This window comes from Winogradskyella alexanderae (assembly GCF_020166335.1).
In the GTDB taxonomy this organism is placed as follows: domain Bacteria; phylum Bacteroidota; class Bacteroidia; order Flavobacteriales; family Flavobacteriaceae; genus Winogradskyella; species Winogradskyella alexanderae.
The window spans coordinates 24490-42233 of record NZ_JAIUJR010000006.1 but is presented as its reverse complement, the minus strand read 5'-3'; the positions used below and the strand labels follow the sequence as shown (position 1 = coordinate 42233).

Here is a 17744-nt window from a genome sequence, read left to right as displayed (position 1 = left end):
TCACAATGAATATTAAATATAAAATCGCGAGTGTAATCTTAACTATGACCCTGTTTAATGTCGCCGGGCAAGATCGCAAAAAGGATACCATAGACGATCAAGTAGTTAATGTTGTGAGACCTTATCAACCTACTATATCAGACGCTTTTAAAATTAAGGATATACCAAAATTAAGTGATTCTAATTCTGTGAAGAAAAAACCTGTTAAGTACAATATATTTTCTATTCCGGTGGCATCAACCTTCACTCCTGCAAAAGGAAAGGCCGCAACTGTAGATAAGGCAAAACCAACAAAGTTGTTTGATAATTATGCTTCATTAGGTGTGGGCACTTATACTACTGTGCTGGGCGAAGTCTATTTAAATCATGCTATAAATAGAAGTGAAAATGTAGGTGGTTATTTTAGCCACCATTCATCACAAGGAGGTATTGAAGATTTATTATTGGATGACGATTTTGCAAAGACTGTATTAAATGCACATTACTCTCAAAAATTGCGGGATTTTTCATGGAAAATTGATGCAGGTTATGACGTACGATCCTATAACTGGTATGGTTTGCCTCAAAACTTTTTTGGACCTGAAGAGGCAGGTTCCATAGATTCAGGATACTCCTTTAGCGGATTTAATATGGGTGGCAAATTGAATTTTGATGATGCAATAGTTAAAGATGGTAGTGTAAGATTTAGGCGATTTACAGATAATCGAGACTCTGGAGAAAATAGATTTATTGCCAAAACAAGTTTTAGTATTCCAATTCAAGATGAATTGCTTAGCACGTCATTCTACATAGATTATATTGGTGGCAGTTTTGATAACACTTATACCTCTGCCGATGAACTTAAATATGGAAATACAACATTGGGCTTATCGCCATCCTATCAATTAAAACATGATGATTTAACTGTAGATTTAGGTCTTAGACTCGTTTATTTAAATGATAATGAATTTGATGATAACAAGTTTTTTATATATCCAAATATTGAAGCATCATATAGGTTGGTAGACGAAATACTGATAGCCTATGGAGGTATTACAGGAGGCCTTATACAAAACTCTTACCAAGAATTTTCCAACCAAAACCCTTTCGTTTCCCCAACGTTATTTATATCACCTACAGATCAACGCTATAGTGGATTTTTGGGATTAAAAGGGAAACTCTCAAACAATGTTAGCTATAATATTAAAGGCAACTATTACGCTGAGGAAAACAAACCTCTATTCAAAGCAAATGATGCGCAGACCTTTGCTACAAGAGATTATCAGTATGGGAATTCATTCAGTGTTGTTTATGACGATGTGACAACATTTTCTATTGCTGGAGAACTTAATATAGACGTTAATAGAAACTTCACTTTAGGCATTAAAGGTGAGTATTTTAATTATTCTTTAGACAATCAGCAAGAAGCTTGGAATTTGCCGGATATTACTGGGTCTATTTTTATGGATTTTCAGATTTCAGAAAAATGGTATGCTGGAGCTAGCGCTTTTTATGTTGGAGAACGTAAGGACCAATTATTGCTAGTTGGTACTCTTATTTTTCCTGATCCTACGCCTGTAACTCTTGATAGTTACTTTGATGCCAACGCACATGTAGGTTATAAGATTAATGATCAACTTTCGGTTTTTGCAAAGGTCAACAACATTACAAATCAAGATTATCAGAGATTTTTAAATTTCCCAGTTCAAGGTATTCAAGCATTAGCTGGTGCAACGTATCAGTTTGATTTTTAATTCATTTTGTTTAAAATAATTTCAATTGTGCCAGATAATCAAAATGTGGACCATCTATGATTTTATAACACTTAAATCCAACCGTTTGACAAGCGGTTTTCAAAGTGTCAAAATCAAGATACAACCACTTCATAGGTGTTTCGATTTCTCCTTTATAACTGATATAATAATCTAACTCTCCGTAATAATTTTGGTTTAGATCAATCCAGTAACTACCTTCCTCGTCTTCGTACATATATCGAATGTCAGACGAATCAATTAATATTTTACCTTTTTTGGTTAAAAGTGATTTTAGATGTTCAAGGTATTGGTTCAGTTTAGTCAATTCCTCAAAAATTCCGGTGCCATTCATAAGTAAAAGTATAGTGTCATAAGTTTCTGTTTCTTCCAACAAATGCTTTTGTTCAACAATATTAACACCTCTACTCTTAGCAACTGAAACAGCACCCATGGAGATATCTATAGCCTTTACCTCAAATCCCTTATTTTGTAACCACAACGAATGGTTGCCTGTACCACAACCCACATCCAGAATCTTGCCATTAGAATGTTTTAATGCCTCTTGTTCTATCATTGGCATTTCCTCAAAATTTCTAAATAAATAGGGAAGCGGGAGCATATCTTTATCTGAGATATTTGTCCATGTTATGATATCCTCCGTATAATTATCATTGTGATAATCGAGTAAGGCTTTTCCAAAGACATCCTTATACATTTATCTTCAAAATTACTTTAATATTATCTTCTGAAGTTTCATTAAATTTGTGATATGCAGGATCAAATCGAAAAACTCCTTAAGCTTGCCAAAGATAAGCATAACGAAAACAAGACGTTTTTTAAAAGACTGCGAAAAAAACCACCCAAAAAATTAGATTTCATCATGCAAGAATTACATGATGAAGAGTTTGAGCGCACAGATTGTTTAACTTGTGCCAATTGTTGCAAAACTACTGGCCCTTTGTTTACTGATAAGGATATACTGCGTATTTCCAAGTATTTTAAAATAAAACCTCAAAAGTTTATTGAAATGTATCTTAGAATCGATGAAGATAATGACTATGTTTTACAATCTGTTCCTTGTACATTTTTAGGTCAAGATAATTATTGTTCTATCTATGAGGTTAGACCAAAAGCTTGCAAGGAATTTCCTCACACAGACAGGAAAAAATTTCATCAGATTTCTAATCTTACGTTAAAGAACGTTGCTATTTGTCCCGCGGCCTTTAATATTGTAGAAAACATGAAGAAAAGGATTCAAATTTGAAAGATGGTGGTGGAATAATTTTTGATGCAAACAATTTAAAGAAACTATGAAAAAATACATTGTCGTTCCCCTTTTGGTTGTCATGTTCGGCTCGTTTTTACATGCCCAACAGTGGATGCGTTCTTTAGAAATTGCCCAAAAGTTGGCATTGGTGCAGAATAAAATGATATTCATGGTTTGGGAGGAGTCTACCTTTTATGATTATCCTGTGGTTGTACAGAATAAAAAGGGACGTTACTTAGTGATTCCAAATTTATTTTCTGACGAAAAGATTAGTCCACTAATATGGCAAAACTTTGTTCCTGTTATTGTTAGCGAAGATAAATACGAAGAACATTATTTAAAAATAAAGGGTAAACGCTCCTTAAGGTACATTGATAAGTTTAATGACGATTCTATCAAAATCATGGACATAAATGGTAATATTTTAAATGTAGGTAGCAATATTGAGCCATTGCAAAATATTACTGGAATTATCGAGGACTATGCCCTAAATACAGAATTTATAGCTAGCGAACTAAGAAATTACTATACCGATAAAAGTTTTTATTCAGCCTATTTCTTAGCATCAAAATATCTTGATCTTACCTTGTATACAAGAGAAAGAACTAGGACAAAGCTTATTGATTTATCAAATATTTACTTGGAAGAAGCCAAAGAACTTGTAAAAACAGAAAACCTTGACGGTAAACAATCGCTTTTAATGCGATGTGAACTTTTAAAAATTCAAGAGTATTTATTGTTAAAACGACCTAAGAAATTACTGAGATCACTTAAAAGACTAGAAAAACAACAATCTCTTGATGATAACGAGGCGTTTGTGGCATTCTTGTATTACACTGCTTATATGAGTTTAGGAAAGCAAGAAGAAGCGCAACTATGGAAAAGTAAAGTTTCTTCTTTAAATTTGAAGAAAGCAGAAAAAATAATAAACCTAAATATTTAGATTGTTGGAAACCATAATTGACTACTTCGAAACCATTCCTTCGTCACATAGGAGTATTATTCTTGTTGGTGGTTTGGCTTTCTTTTGGATTCTTGAAAGCGGCGTACCATTATTTAAATTTAGATATAAAAAGTGGAAACACGCCATTCCTAACCTTTTCTTTACGCTAACAACGGTAATTATAAATTTTAGTTTGGCATGGATGTTACTTGGAACAGCAGATTGGGTTACGGCAAACAGTTTTGGTGTCATCAATTGGTTGCCTCAAATGCCATTGTGGCTATATGCTCTTCTAGGGGTGCTATTACTTGACTTCTTTGGTGCATATTTGGCACATTATGTAGAGCACAAAATAAAACCATTATGGATGGTGCATTTGGTGCACCATACAGATCATAAGGTAGATACCACTACTGCCAACAGGCATCACCCAATTGAAAGTGTAATTAGGTTTTCATTTACTTTATTAGGTGTTTTTTTAGTAGGAACACCAATTGCCTTAGTGTTTTTATATCAATCTATGTCTTTGGTGTTTACACAATTCACACATGCCAATATTAAGATGTCTAAAGGTTTGGATAAGTTTTTAAGTTATATTATTGTATCCCCAGACATGCACAAAACGCATCACCATTACAGATTGCCCTATACAGATTCAAATTATGGCAATATTTTTAGTATTTGGGACAGGATTTTTGGTACATATATGTACTTAGATAGAGAAAAATTAGTGTATGGTGTAGATGTTTTTCCAGATGAAGCCAAGAATAGTGATATTACGGAATTACTGAAACAACCATTTCAGAAGTACGAAAAACCAACGCTTTCTGCTGACTTTGAGGAGTAAAATATTTCTTTTAACAAGTATTGTTTTGATGGGCTGTGCAAATTCAAAATTAGATGTTCAAGGCCATAGAGGTTGTCGTGGATTATACCCAGAAAATACGCTTCCTGCATTTAAAAAAGCAATCGAATTAGGTGTTACTACCTTAGAACTTGATATCGTCATTTCAAAGGATAATAAAGTTGTAGTATCACACGAGCCTTACATCAATTCTGTTATATGTTATGATGTAAATGGAAATACAATTTCTGAAGATGAAGCTTTACAATACAATTTTTATAAACTTAATTATGAAGCTATAAAACACTTCGATTGTGGATCGAAGTTTCACCCAGTATATCCAAACCAAAAGAAACTAAAAACATACAAACCGCTCCTAAAAGATTTATTTGACTTGGTAGAGTCTCTAGGTGCTAATGTGAGATTTAACATAGAAATAAAATCCGACGAGGAATACTATGGCAAGTTTACCCCATTCCCAAGAGAGTACGTATCAGTTGTTCTAAAGGAGATTAATGATTCTGGTTTTACCAATAGATCGAACTTACAATCTTTCGATATTAACGTCCTTGAAGAAATCAATAAACAAGATCCAAAAATGCCTGTCGCATTATTAGTCGAGGAAGATGAGGAGATATTGAAGAAACTACAATCCTTATCCTTCAAACCAAAAATTATTAGTCCATTTTATAAATTGCTAAGTAAAGATTTGATTTCGACATTACATGCTGAAAATCATTTAGTAATCCCGTGGACTATAAATGAAGTTAAAGACATGACCCATTTGATTGATATGGGTGTAGATGGAATAATTACAGATTACCCAGACCGTCTGATAGACCTATTGGAAAATCGGAGTTATTAACAGGTTTATTAACAATTTATGCAGTTCTTCTATTTTTTCAGTCATTTTGTGGGATTTGTTGTACAATTTATGTAAATAGAATTATGTTTACAGCGGATTGATTAATTACTGTTGAGTAAACGTTTATGTTTAACTTAATAGTTCGCTTTGAAAAACTTATTACGAATCTGCATAGTTGTAGTTCTCCTTTTTTTATTGAGTTTTACACTTCAAGCTCAAGAGCACTACGCCAAATTAGAAAAAAATAGAAATATCCAAGCCAAGGATTTAATTCATGAGTTAAATAAAACTAAGGATACTTTAATTTTGAGAAGTAACAAGAAAATTAATTCCTTGTACTCTATAAATAAAGACTATTCCCGTGAATTAGATTTTTACGTTAATAATACAAGCTTTAAATTACCTTTAAACAAATTGTCAGTTGGTAAACATGTTATGGTTGCCGTACAGTCACCAAAACGTATCGTTTTTGTAATCAGAATTTTAAAGGAAATACCTGTAGTGTCTGAAGTAATTTCAAAGCCCAGTAAAGTTGCTTCTGCGGTTAAATTTAATGCTATAAACGCTGGAAATAATTAGATTAGGGATATAACAAATAAGGTTGTCTCATTTGTTCGTATTCCATTAGCCCTTTTGTCCAACTTGTTTTAATTTTTTCGATAGACAATCCATCTTCTATTTGTTTTTGTAGCTTTTCAGTTCCCGCTAAGGTTGTAAAGAAGTTTGTAAAAAAAGCTTCCTTTTTAGCAAATTGTTTATTCGCTTTGTAAAACGTAACTAACCACTCTAAGTTTAGGTCGTTGAGTTTTTCATTTTTTGATAGATCATAACCACTGCATAGTTTACCCTGATGCTTAGGGTACTTCGCTCCTTCATTTGGTATAGGTGTGAATTCATAATTATGACTTTTCAATGAATAAAATGGGCTACCAATTATTTGAAACTGTTTGTTGGTTCCTCTGCCAACGCTAATGTTAGTACCTTCAAAGAAACATAAACTAGGATACAGATTAATTGCTGTATCATTAGGTAAATTTGGGGATGGTTTAATAGGTAAGCTATAGGCAGTATTGTGTGTGTAATTTTTAATAGGAATTATTTCCAAACCGCATTGAATATTGTTTTCCAACCAGCCTTCACCATTAATCATTTTGGCATATTCGCCAATTGTCATTCCGTGAACAACGGGAACAGGATGCATACCAACAAAGCTTTTATGTTTCATTTCTAAAATTGGGCCGTCTATATAATGGCCATTTGGGTTTGGTCTATCTAAAATTATAACAGGAATATTTTTTTCAGCACAAGCTTCCATCACATAATGTAAGCTAGAGATATAAGTGTAGAAGCGAGCACCAACATCTTGTATATCAAAAACAATCAGGTCCAAACCATGTAATTGTTCTACACTTGGTTTTTTATTTTTTCCGTATAGTGACACAATTGGGATCCCGGTTTTGGTGTCTATTCCATCCTTTACAAACTCACCTGCATCGGCAGTACCTCTAAAACCGTGTTCGGGAGCAAAGACCGTTTTAATATCTACATTGTGCTTTAATAATGAATCTACTATATGTGTATAAGAATTATCATTAAAAACAACACTAGTTTGATTGGCAACAATTCCTATGCGTTTACCGTTAACTAAGGGTAAGTATAAATCCATTCTGTTAGCGCCAACAACCACTGAGGAATCTTTTTGAACAAGTTGGGTAGAAGTGTCACTTTTAACCCATTCATTTTTTGTTTTATTACCGCAAGAGATGGCAACCAAAACAAATAATAAAACTGTATTTTTGAAAACCTTAAAACGCATATATCGGTTTGAATTTTGAATTGTTTATAGCTAAACGGATAATTGGCAATAAAACGTATAAAAGTAGTGTATCAGCACCAATTATTAAAATTGGTATTGCGGCCATTGCCATTGGAATAATCGTGATGCTAATTGCCATTGCTACTGGTCTCGGACTTCAACAAAAAATTAGAGATAAGGTTGTAGCATTTAATGGACATGTCGAGATTACCAATTACGATACAAACGCTTCGGATGAATCACAAGTACCTATAGCACTGAAACAAGAATTTTATCCAGAGTTCAATGCTATCGATGGTATTCGTCACATACAAGGTGTGGCTACAAAGTTTGCTGTAATTAGAACAGAAACGGATTTTGAAGGTGTTGTTGTAAAAGGAGTAGGAGCGGATTACGATTGGCAATACTTTGAGGAATTCCTTGTTGCGGGCAGGCTGCCTGATTTCACCGGGAAACGCAATGAAGAAATTCTAATTTCTGAATACTTGGCAAATCGACTTGGATTTATCGTTGGCGACAAATTTCAAACCTTGTTTGGTGAAAATTTAAATAGGCTTCCAAATATCATTAACTATGAAATAGTTGGTATATATAATTCAGGATTTCAGGAGTTAGACGAAAAGATTTGTATTGCAGATTTAAGGCATATACAGCGATTAAACAAATGGAATTCAAATGAAGTCGGGAATTTTGAAGTTTTTATTGAAGACTTTAGATTGCTAGAAGAAAAAACCAATGCCATCTATCAAGAAATACCATCTTTACTTAATGCAAGAGCTGTAGATCAAAAGTACTTTACCGTTTTTGAATGGATTAAAATATTTGACAATAACACCTATGGAATTATTGCCATTATGATCGTCGTTGCTGGAATTAATATGATTACGGCCTTGCTGGTATTAATACTGGAACGTACCACAATGATCGGAACCCTTAAAGCTCTTGGTTCTTCAAATTGGAGTATTAGAAAAATCTTTCTTTACAATGCTTCTTATCTTATCGGTTTAGGTTTATTCTGGGGAAATCTGATTGGGCTAGGAATGTTATTAGCTCAGAAATATTTTAAACTTTTTCCATTAGATCCAGATACTTATTACGTTAGCGAGGCACCAGTTTATCTAAGCTTGGATTATATCCTATATCTCAATATTGGGACCTTTATTGCATGCTTGCTCATGCTCATGATTCCATCGGTTATTGTCGCAAAAATTTCGCCTATTAAGGCCATTCGCTTTGATTAAAACATAACTAACTTTTAACGATTTAGTTAACACTTTTAACTAATTTTGCATCGCAAAATAGATTTATGGATTACGCTGAAAACATTTTAGAAACAATAGGTAATACACCATTGGTTAAATTAAATAAATTGGTCGAGGATTTACCTTGCTTGGTTTTGGCAAAATATGAAACCTTTAATCCTGGAAATTCCGTTAAAGACAGAATGGCACTTCAGATGATAGAAGATGCAGAGGCAGACGGTAGGTTAAAACCAGGAGGCACAATTATTGAAGGCACTTCTGGAAATACAGGTATGGGACTTGCCTTGGCAGCTATTGTAAAGGGATACAAGTGCATTTTTGTGATTAGTGATAAGCAGTCCAAAGAAAAAATGGATGTGCTTAGGGCTGTTGGTGCTGAGGTGATTGTTTGCCCAACGGATGTTGAGCCAGATGATCCAAGAAGTTATTATTCTGTTTCTAAAAGACTAGGTGAAGAAACACCTAATTCATGGTATGTAAATCAATACGACAATCCAAGTAATTGTAAAGCACACTTTAAAACTACTGGTCCTGAAATTTGGGAGCAAACAGATGGTAGGGTAACTCATTTTGTGGTAGGTGTGGGAACAGGAGGAACAATATCTGGAGTGGGAAGCTATCTTAAAATGAAAAATCCAAATGTAAAAGTTTGGGGTGTTGATACTTATGGTTCTGTTTTTAAAAAATACCACGAAACAGGTATTTTTGATGAGAATGAGATCTATCCATATGTAACAGAAGGCATTGGTGAAGACATATTACCTGCCAACGTTAATTTCAATATTATAGATGGTTTTACAAAAGTTACTGATAAAGACGCGGCTGTTTATACCCAAAGACTTGCTAAGGAAGAAGGCATGTTTCTAGGTAATTCTGCAGGTGCAGCTATAAAAGGAGTGTTACAGCTTAAAGAACATTTTAAGCCAGATGATGTCGTTGTGGTCCTCTTCCATGATCATGGTAGTCGTTATGTCGGAAAAATGTTTAACAACGATTGGATGCGTAAAATGGGTTATATTGATTAACTAAAACCTTTACTCAGTTTCGTGGTAAAAGGCTTTTCGCCATATTTCGCGTACATTATCGCCATTGTTGTTCTGATACTCAAGGGTAAGTATTCCATCTAATATGTTGAAACTTGAAGTTAATAGCTCACCAGAAGTACTTTCAAAATTTAAATCGTAGGGTAGTCCAGTAACGAAAAATAATCCTGACGTTTCTGTATCACTGGTCAATGTATAACGACCTATGAGGTCTTCAAAATTATTGTCTTCAGAAAAAATCAGCGATTCTTCCCCAGACTCAATTGGCAAACTATTATTTAATGTGCGAATTTCTAATTTCCACTCGCCAATAAAATCAGCAATAGCTGAGTACTTTGGTTTATCCTCATAACTACAGCCATACCAGAATGAAAAAACCGTTAAAAGTAAAAGTAAACGTTTCATAATGCTTTTTTATTTAAAGTTATAAAAAGTGTTCGGGAACAAAAAAATAATTAACAAATGATGCTGTTTTTAATATAGATTGAATTTTGCACACCGTGACTTAGAATAGTGATATAAAAATTACAATGCATTAGGTATAAAATGCCCTGTATTTTTACTGTAAGTTCGATTAACTCAATTAATAGAGCATTTTTTTTAGTTAAAACTTTGATTTTAAGTAATTTTTGACATATATTCGCTGAAATGCATATTTATTCGATAAAGTGCATAACCCTAAATTTACTATAAGCGATGAAAGTAGAGCAACTGTCCCTAACAGATGCGTCCTGGCATGATGTGGTACCAAATATAGAATTGGAGGCAAGTCTCCTTTTGCTATTCATTTCCCCTACATTCAAAGGAAAAGAAGAATTAATCAAATCTTTAAGAAAAAAGTTTTCCAATGCAACCATAATGGGTTGTTCAACGGCTGGTGAAATTTCGGATGTCAAAGTTAATGATAACACCGTTTCTCTGACGCTAGTGCAATTGGAGAAAACTACGCATAACCTTGAAATGGTTAAGGTAAATAGTATGGATGAAAGTTTCAGCGCTGGTATAACACTTGCAAAGAAACTCCAGGCAAAAGACCTTCAACATGTCATGGTTTTTAGCGATGGACTAAATGTAAATGGTGCAGATCTAGTATCAGGATTAAAAAGTGTTTTACCTAATACAAGTATTACAGGTGGTTTGGCAGGTGATTCTGGTAATTTTTCCGAGACGTTTATCGTGGCAAATGACATTATAACCGACAAATCAATCGTGGGTATTGGATTTTATGGAAGTGAATTAAGGGTTGGCTTTAGTTCTAAAGGTGGCTGGGATAGCTTTGGTATAGATAGACTTGTTACCAAATCAAATAAAAACGTGTTGTATGAATTAGATGGTTTACCAGCTTTAGAACTTTATAAATCGTTTTTAGGAGACAATGCTAAAAACTTACCAAGTTCAGGACTGCTTTTTCCATTAAGTATGAGGATTAATGATTGTGATACACCTGTGGTAAGAACAATACTCGGTGTTAATGAGAAGGACCAAAGCTTAACTTTTGCTGGAAATATTCCGGAAGGTTCTTACGTACGCCTGATGAAGGCAAATATCGATAGATTAATTGACGGCGCTGAAGATTCTGCAAAAGATGCGTGCAAAGCATCAAATATAGATACACAACTTGCAATTTTAATTAGCTGCGTAGGTAGGCGTTTTGTTCTGAAGCAACTAGTTGAAGAAGAAGTCGAGGCAGTCAAAGAAATAGTTGGTGTAAACACAAAAATAACAGGTTTTTATTCTTATGGCGAAATAGCACCTTTCGGGAAATATTCTCCTTGTGAATTACATAACCAAACAATGACCATAACTACCTTATCAGAGTGTTAGACAAAAGTGCACATAGATTGTTACGCCGGCAAATTAAGAATGCTGGTTTTAATAAAGATGAGTTAGAAAAATTCAAGGATTTTTTTAATATGGTTAATGATGCCTATAATAGTTTTGATGAGGATATTAGACACATAGAAAATATTTTGGATCGAAGTTCGCATGAGCTTTTTAAGTTAAACCAGACATTGAAATCTCGTGTCGTTAGTGCGGAGAATGAATTAAATACAATTGTGAATTCCATTGAGGGCGTAATCTTTAAAACAGATATGGAGGGTAATTTCAAATACCTCAACAAAGCATGGGAGGATTTGACGGATGTACCTGTAGAAAAGGCCCTAAATCACACGTACAGAGATTTATTGTTTGGTAAAAATGAAGCAGAGAAAGCTCGAATCAGACGGTTTTTTAGTGAAGGCAAAGAAGACTATTCAACACTTTTTAAATATACCAAGCCAAATGGAGAAAAACTTTGGATACAGCTAAAAGTAGAAATGACTAAAGATGCAAATGGTGATAACATTGGTACTATAGGAACAATGATTGATGTTACTCAATTAAAGGAAACCGAAATAGAATTGAAGCATGCTAACAAAACCAAAGATGCATTTCTATCTACAATGTCTCACGAAATTAGAACACCGCTAAACGCTGTAATCGGAATGTCCGACATACTTTTAATGGAACGATTTTTGCCTGAGCAGTTAGAAAACCTGCAAGCACTTAAATATTCAAGTGAACATCTATTGGCACTAATTAACGATCTGCTGGACCTGAATAAATTTAAATCCAGGGAAATAAAATTAGTTGAAGACGATTTTATTTTAACAGAGTTTATACAAAATATTCAATTGCACTTTAAACAAACGGCTATTAAGAAAGGGCTTGGTTTTGAAGTAATAATGGATAGTAAATTACCAAAAATAGTAAAAGGAGATAGTCTCAAACTTTCACAGGTGCTTAAAAACTTATTGAGTAATGCATTTAAATTTACCCATGAAGGAGGAATTACATTTTACATTGAACTCGCAGAACGTTCAGAGAAAGAATGTAAAATAAGGTTTACTGTAGAAGATACAGGAATAGGAGTATCTTACAACAAGCAGAAGGACATCTTCAAAAGCTTTGTGCAAGCAAATGATAATACAACAAAATTGTATGGTGGGTCAGGATTAGGACTTTATATAAGTAAAGAACTCCTAAAGATTCAATCGAGCAAACTCAATTTAAAGAGTAAAAAAGATGAGGGATCTACCTTTTGGTTCGAAATACCCTTTAAATATTCAGTTGAAAAGTCTATTGCCAAGAAAAATGTATTGGTTAAGAACAAGAAAATAGATTTGAGAGTTTTGGTTGCGGAGGATAACAATTTGAATGCATTACTACTAAGAAAGCTCTTTAAAAAATGGAATCTAGATTATGTAATTGCAAATGATGGACAAGAACTATTAGAAATCTACAATCAGGGAGAATTTGATATCATATTAATGGATTTGCAAATGCCAGTTATGGATGGCTATACTACAACGCGAACCATTAGAAAATTAGATGACACTGATAAATCACTTATTCCGATAATTGCACTTACTGCTTTCACGCAATCAGAAGTGAAAGAAAAGATTGAACGCTATAAAATGAATGGATATTTGAGTAAGCCTATAGATGTAAATGAGTTGCACGCATTGTTAAGATTTTATAGTAAAGAAAAACAAGAAGCTGTTTAGTTAAAGAATTTTCTTTTACTATTTTGGCATATGCAAGAAGAATTTCTTCATTATGTTTGGAAACACAAGGCTTTAAAAACAACCCAATTAAAAGCTGTAAATGGTGAGGCTATCCTTATCAAAAATTTTGGACAGCACAATCTTAATTCAGGTCCGGATTTTTTCAATGCACTGATACAAATAGATAATCAACTATGGGCTGGTAATGTTGAGATACACATTAAATCTTCTGACTGGTATGCGCATAACCACGAAAAAGACCGAGCATATGACAGCGTTATATTGCACGTAGTTTGGGAGCACGATATCGAAATATTCAGAAGGGACAATTCAACACTTCCTACTTTGGAGTTGAGCAATTATGTAGATGTAAAACTCTATGGCAATTATAAAAAACTAATCCGTTCTAAATTATGGATAAATTGCCAAAATGATTTTTCATCAATTGATGATTTTACTGTAATGAATTGGTTAGAGCGCCTTTATATTGAAAGGCTAGAAAGCAAATTGAAAGATATAAATAATCTTTTAAAAGATTCAAAAAATAATTGGGAGGCCGTTTTGTTTAAATTGTTATTCAAAAATTTTGGTCTTAAAACAAATGGAGAATCGTTTTTGAGTATCGCGAATTCTATTGATTATTCAGTGTTTCAAAAATCGAGAAATGATGTTTTCCAAATGGAAGCGATACTTTTTGGGCTATCTGGACTTTTAGAAAATGATGGGCAAGAGCCCTATATGATAAATCTAAAAAATCAATATTTATTTTTACAACGGAAATTTAATTTGAGTGATAGTGGAGTGCTAAAACCAAAATTTTTTAGACTAAGACCGCACAATTTCCCAACGATTAGAATTTCTCAATTTGCAAATCTATATGCACTTCAGACTAATCTGTTTTCACGGATAATTGAAGTTCAGGCAAAGAAGGAGTTTTATGAACTTTTTAGAATTGGAGTAACCGATTTTTGGAAGTCTCATTATACCTTTTCCAAAGTATCTAAAATATCTCAAAAGCCATTGACTAAGTCATTCATTGATTTGTTGATAATCAATACAATCATACCCATAAAATTTTCATATGCCAGGTTTATAGGTAAAAAAGCTGATGATGAAATTCTTGATTTACTCAAGGAACTAAAGTTTGAAAAAAATGCCATTACCCAAAAATTTTTAGATTTAAAATCTCTTGAAACGCACGCTTTAACATCTCAGGCATTATTGGAATTAAAGCAAAATTACTGCGATAAAAATCAATGCTTACGATGTGCCATTGGTAATGGTTTAATCGTCAAAAATTAATTACCTTGCGTCTATGAATCTATTTTATGCCCTATTATTATATTTTCAAAAGCGTGGTTATTATGTCTGCCAGAGAATTGCTGATAGATTAGGAATAAGAGCTAAGATTGTTAGGACCACATTTATGTATCTCACCTTTGTAACCTTGGGTTTTGGTTTTGCATTGTACTTGTTCTTAGCATTTTGGATGCGAATAAAAGATATCCTGTATACAAAACGTTCTTCAGTATTTGACTTATGAAAGTTCGTAACCCTCTGCTAAGACTCTTTAGGTCCAAAATATACACTGCGCTACTCCTGTTACTATTAGTTCTTTTTATCGGTGTGTCAGGATTCAGATTTATCGCAGATTACAGTTGGATTGATGCTGTTTATATGACAGTAATAACCATCACGACAGTAGGATTTGAAGAGGTAAACCCATTAAATACAACAGCAAAGATATTTACTGTTTTTTTAATACTTTCGAGTGTTGTGATTGTTGGATATGCCATTTCGATCATCACTGAATATATTCTTAGTAAAAATAATTTAGAAGATATAAAACAACGCAAAATGCAAAAGGAAATAAGCACAATGAGAGACCATATTATTATATGCGGATTTGGGCGAAATGGGAGACAGGCCGCTAGAAAACTAAAAATCTATAAGAAACCTTTTGTAATTATTGAAAGAAACAAGGATATCATAGAGCGTCTACAAGAAGAAGGATATCCGTATGTCTTGGGAAATGCCAATGAAGATGAAACCTTATTAGAAGCAGGCATTGATCGTGCAAGTACGCTTATTTGTGCCTTACCAAGCGATGCAGATAATTTATTTGTGGTGTTATCTGCACGTCAAATAAATGGTAAAATGACAATTATTAGTAGGGCTTCCCAAGAAGCGTCTTATAATAAATTAAAATTAGCAGGAGCCAATAATGTAATATTACCAGATAAGATAGGTGGAGATCATATGGCATCACTTGTAGTAATTCCTGGATTGGTTGAATTTATAGATAATCTTGGTATAGTCGGTGAAAGTAATATCAATATTGAAGAAGTAAAAGTTGAATTGTTGTACGATGCTAAAGAAGTAAAGACTATAAGGCAATTAGACCTGCGCAAAAAAACAGGTTGTACAGTAATTGGGTTTAAAAATAAAGATGGTGAATATATAGTTAATCCGGAGGCAGATACCAAATTATTTACTGGCACCAAAATAGTGGTTTTGGGTAGACCTGAGCAAATTGAAAGATTAAATTCTGAATATAATATACCCTAGATTTTAAGCCCATTTTAACTTACTTGACTTTATAAACTCGTTTTTTTTTAGCATCTTGTCGGCTACTTTAACAAGAACTAACTAATACTACTACAAATGAAGAAATATCTTCTTGCAACTAGTGTGCTACTATTACCATTATTAAATTTTGCCCAAGAAGCAACAAAAGGTATAGACGAAAAAGTAAATGATGCCTTTATGCCCTTCGCTGTTTGGTGGGAAGGTTTAATTTTAACGTCTGTACCTATTGCAGGTTTAAGTGTGCCTCTCGTTGTAATATTATTAGTTGCTGGAGCTACATTCTTTACTGTCTATTTCAAGTTTCCAAGCATAACCAGATTTCCTACTGCCATTAGTACGGTAAGAGGAAAGTATGTAGATATTGAAAAGCACGGCGTTGCTAAATTATATGATAACGAAGAGCCCTTAGATGTTGATGATATACAACGTACCATACGGGACGAAAGTGCTGCAGGCGAGGTTTCACATTTTCAGGCGTTAGCTACAGCAGTATCGGGCACAGTTGGTTTAGGGAATATTGCAGGAGTTGCTGTTGCTATTGCAATGGGTGGTCCTGGCGCTACCTTTTGGATGATTATATGTGGACTGCTTGGTATGGCAACAAAGTTTGTAGAATGTACCTTGGGTGTTAAATATAGAGATGTTGGAGATGATGGAACCATTTATGGAGGTCCAATGTATTACTTGTCAAAGGGATTGAAATCGCGAGGAATGACAGGTCTTGGTAAAGTTCTTGCTGGAGTTTTTGCCGTTTTGTGTGTTGGCGCTTCATTTGGTGGTGGTAATGCCTTTCAATCAAATCAGGCAACAGTTCAAATATCATCTTTAATTGGTCTAGAAGGAGGTTCTAATGGATTTATAATTGGCATAATTTTAGCTGTCTTAGTCGGAATCGTAATCATCGGTGGAATCAAAAGAATTGCGAAAATTACCGAAAAGATAGTACCCTTTATGGCAGGAATTTATGTTTTGGCGTCCTTGATAATAATTTTCGCAAACATATCTTATATAGATGACGCTTTTGGTTTAATTTTTAAAGGTGCATTTTCACCTATGGCTGGATTAGGTGGTTTTATGGGAGTCTTAATAGTTGGATTTCAAAGAGCGGCATTCTCCAATGAAGCTGGTGCTGGTTCTGCTGCTATTGCTCACTCTGCAGTAAAAACTAAGTATCCTGCCTCAGAAGGTGTTGTAGCATTATTAGAGCCTTTTATAGATACGGTAGTTATTTGCACCATGACCGCATTGGTAATTATCTTCTTCAATATCGATGGAGCAAATATGCAAAGCGTATTTGAATATGGTGCGGTAGAAGGAAGTAATGTTTTAATTTCTGCTACTGGAGAGCAAATTGGAGGTGTGGATTTAACATCCGAAGCATTTGATTCTGTAATACCAGGATTCTCATACGTTTTAACCATTGCAATAGTGTTGTTTGCGTTTTCTACAATGATTTCTTGGTCTTATTATGGCCTACAGTCGTGGAAGTATCTGTTTGGTAGAGGCCAAGTGGCAGATTTACTTTATAAGATTTTATTTCTAGTTTTTGTAATTATTGGAGCTGCGGCAACTCTTGATGCTGTTATTAAGTTTTCTGATGCTATGATTCTTGCACTGGTCTTTCCAAATATGTTAGGACTATTACTTTTATTCCCTCGTGTTAGAGATGAGATGAAACGTTATTTAGATGCTATATCTAAAAAACAAGAAGCATTGGAGGAAGGTCATGAAGACCTTTCTAAGCATTTGTAAATGACTCTTTTAATGAAATTTTTTAAACCCCATTTTCAGTTTTCAAATCAACAACGAAATGGGATTTTTTTATTGCTTCTAA

The 17744-nt window shown here is 33.8% G+C and carries 17 protein-coding genes; 14 read left to right on the top strand and 3 right to left on the bottom strand.

Going from position 1 to position 17744, the window contains the following annotated elements:
• The first annotated feature begins 5 nt into the window (after positions 1–5).
• A complete protein-coding gene (locus LBU54_RS09680; RefSeq protein ID WP_224528779.1) occupies positions 6–1733 on the top strand; it encodes a TonB-dependent receptor in 1728 nt (575 codons plus the stop codon).
• Between the two features lie 10 nt (positions 1734–1743).
• Here the strand turns inward: LBU54_RS09680 and LBU54_RS09675 are convergent, their stop codons facing one another.
• Positions 1744–2448 (bottom strand): class I SAM-dependent methyltransferase, encoded by a 705-nt coding sequence (locus LBU54_RS09675; protein ID WP_224528777.1) that lies wholly within the window; start codon positions 2446–2448, stop codon positions 1744–1746.
• Positions 2449–2502: 54 nt separating this feature from the next.
• Between LBU54_RS09675 and LBU54_RS09670 the strand changes: the two genes are divergently transcribed.
• From LBU54_RS09670 to LBU54_RS09650, 5 genes are all read left to right on the top strand, one after another.
• Positions 2503–2997, top strand: coding sequence for a YkgJ family cysteine cluster protein (locus LBU54_RS09670; protein WP_224528775.1), 495 nt, complete (start codon positions 2503–2505; stop codon positions 2995–2997).
• A gap of 46 nt (positions 2998–3043) precedes the next feature.
• Positions 3044–3943: a hypothetical protein gene (locus LBU54_RS09665; protein WP_224528773.1), complete on the top strand. Its 900-nt coding sequence runs from the start codon at positions 3044–3046 to the stop codon at positions 3941–3943.
• A gap of 4 nt (positions 3944–3947) precedes the next feature.
• Positions 3948–4790, top strand: coding sequence for a sterol desaturase family protein (locus LBU54_RS09660; RefSeq protein ID WP_224528771.1), 843 nt, complete (start codon positions 3948–3950; stop codon positions 4788–4790).
• A gap of 28 nt (positions 4791–4818) precedes the next feature.
• Positions 4819–5652 (top strand): glycerophosphodiester phosphodiesterase family protein, encoded by an 834-nt coding sequence (locus LBU54_RS09655; protein WP_224528769.1) that lies wholly within the window; start codon positions 4819–4821, stop codon positions 5650–5652.
• Between the two features lie 147 nt (positions 5653–5799).
• The gene (locus LBU54_RS09650) at positions 5800–6231 is read left to right on the top strand and encodes a hypothetical protein (protein ID WP_224528767.1); all 432 of its coding nucleotides are present in this window, start codon (positions 5800–5802) and stop codon (positions 6229–6231) included.
• A 1-nt stretch (position 6232) separates the two neighbouring features.
• Here LBU54_RS09650 and LBU54_RS09645 read toward each other — a convergent pair whose 3' ends face one another.
• The gene (locus LBU54_RS09645) at positions 6233–7468 is read right to left on the bottom strand and encodes an exo-beta-N-acetylmuramidase NamZ family protein (RefSeq protein WP_224528764.1); all 1236 of its coding nucleotides are present in this window, start codon (positions 7466–7468) and stop codon (positions 6233–6235) included.
• An 8-nt stretch (positions 7469–7476) separates the two neighbouring features.
• On the opposite strand from LBU54_RS09645, the gene LBU54_RS09640 reads away from it, so the two are divergent.
• On the top strand, positions 7477–8709 hold the full coding sequence (locus LBU54_RS09640; protein ID WP_224528761.1) for an ABC transporter permease: 1233 nt from the start codon (positions 7477–7479) through the stop codon (positions 8707–8709).
• Positions 8710–8774: 65 nt separating this feature from the next.
• Entirely contained in the window at positions 8775–9755 is a 981-nt protein-coding gene (locus LBU54_RS09635) for a PLP-dependent cysteine synthase family protein (protein WP_224528758.1), read from the top strand.
• 9 nt (positions 9756–9764) lie between these two features.
• Here LBU54_RS09635 and LBU54_RS09630 read toward each other — a convergent pair whose 3' ends face one another.
• The gene (locus tag LBU54_RS09630; RefSeq protein ID WP_224528756.1) at positions 9765–10178 is read right to left on the bottom strand and encodes a hypothetical protein; all 414 of its coding nucleotides are present in this window, start codon (positions 10176–10178) and stop codon (positions 9765–9767) included.
• Positions 10179–10469: 291 nt separating this feature from the next.
• Between LBU54_RS09630 and LBU54_RS09625 the strand changes: the two genes are divergently transcribed.
• The 6 genes from LBU54_RS09625 (at position 10470) to LBU54_RS09600 (ending at position 17662) form a co-directional block, all read left to right on the top strand.
• Positions 10470–11597, top strand: a complete 1128-nt coding sequence (locus tag LBU54_RS09625; protein ID WP_224528753.1) for an FIST signal transduction protein — start codon at positions 10470–10472, stop codon at positions 11595–11597.
• Complete coding sequence (locus LBU54_RS09620; protein WP_224528752.1) at positions 11591–13321, top strand: response regulator; 1731 nt, start codon at positions 11591–11593, stop codon at positions 13319–13321. Before LBU54_RS09625 ends, LBU54_RS09620 begins: the two co-directional genes overlap by 7 nt.
• Positions 13322–13351: 30 nt before the next feature.
• Complete coding sequence (locus tag LBU54_RS09615; RefSeq protein ID WP_224528751.1) at positions 13352–14623, top strand: DUF2851 family protein; 1272 nt, start codon at positions 13352–13354, stop codon at positions 14621–14623.
• Positions 14624–14636: 13 nt separating this feature from the next.
• A complete protein-coding gene (locus LBU54_RS09610; RefSeq protein ID WP_224528750.1) occupies positions 14637–14864 on the top strand; it encodes a PspC domain-containing protein in 228 nt (75 codons plus the stop codon).
• Positions 14861–15889, top strand: coding sequence for a potassium channel family protein (locus LBU54_RS09605; RefSeq protein WP_224528749.1), 1029 nt, complete (start codon positions 14861–14863; stop codon positions 15887–15889). The genes LBU54_RS09610 and LBU54_RS09605 overlap by 4 nt, the downstream gene beginning before the upstream one ends.
• A 96-nt stretch (positions 15890–15985) precedes the next feature.
• Positions 15986–17662: an alanine/glycine:cation symporter family protein gene (locus tag LBU54_RS09600; protein ID WP_224528748.1), complete on the top strand. Its 1677-nt coding sequence runs from the start codon at positions 15986–15988 to the stop codon at positions 17660–17662.
• The last annotated feature ends 82 nt before the right edge of the window (positions 17663–17744 follow it).

Coding starts and splice junctions, on each gene's coding strand:
- LBU54_RS09680 (WP_224528779.1), top strand. CDS start 6: ATGAATATTAAATATAAAATCGCGAGTGTAATCTTAACTATGACCCTG.
- LBU54_RS09675 (WP_224528777.1), bottom strand. CDS start 2,448: ATGTATAAGGATGTCTTTGGAAAAGCCTTACTCGATTATCACAATGAT.
- LBU54_RS09670 (WP_224528775.1), top strand. CDS start 2,503: ATGCAGGATCAAATCGAAAAACTCCTTAAGCTTGCCAAAGATAAGCAT.
- LBU54_RS09665 (WP_224528773.1), top strand. CDS start 3,044: ATGAAAAAATACATTGTCGTTCCCCTTTTGGTTGTCATGTTCGGCTCG.
- LBU54_RS09655 (WP_224528769.1), top strand. CDS start 4,819: ATGGGCTGTGCAAATTCAAAATTAGATGTTCAAGGCCATAGAGGTTGT.
- LBU54_RS09645 (WP_224528764.1), bottom strand. CDS start 7,468: ATGCGTTTTAAGGTTTTCAAAAATACAGTTTTATTATTTGTTTTGGTT.
- LBU54_RS09635 (WP_224528758.1), top strand. CDS start 8,775: ATGGATTACGCTGAAAACATTTTAGAAACAATAGGTAATACACCATTG.
- LBU54_RS09630 (WP_224528756.1), bottom strand. CDS start 10,178: ATGAAACGTTTACTTTTACTTTTAACGGTTTTTTCATTCTGGTATGGC.
- LBU54_RS09625 (WP_224528753.1), top strand. CDS start 10,470: ATGAAAGTAGAGCAACTGTCCCTAACAGATGCGTCCTGGCATGATGTG.
- LBU54_RS09615 (WP_224528751.1), top strand. CDS start 13,352: ATGCAAGAAGAATTTCTTCATTATGTTTGGAAACACAAGGCTTTAAAA.
- LBU54_RS09610 (WP_224528750.1), top strand. CDS start 14,637: ATGAATCTATTTTATGCCCTATTATTATATTTTCAAAAGCGTGGTTAT.
- LBU54_RS09605 (WP_224528749.1), top strand. CDS start 14,861: ATGAAAGTTCGTAACCCTCTGCTAAGACTCTTTAGGTCCAAAATATAC.
- LBU54_RS09600 (WP_224528748.1), top strand. CDS start 15,986: ATGAAGAAATATCTTCTTGCAACTAGTGTGCTACTATTACCATTATTA.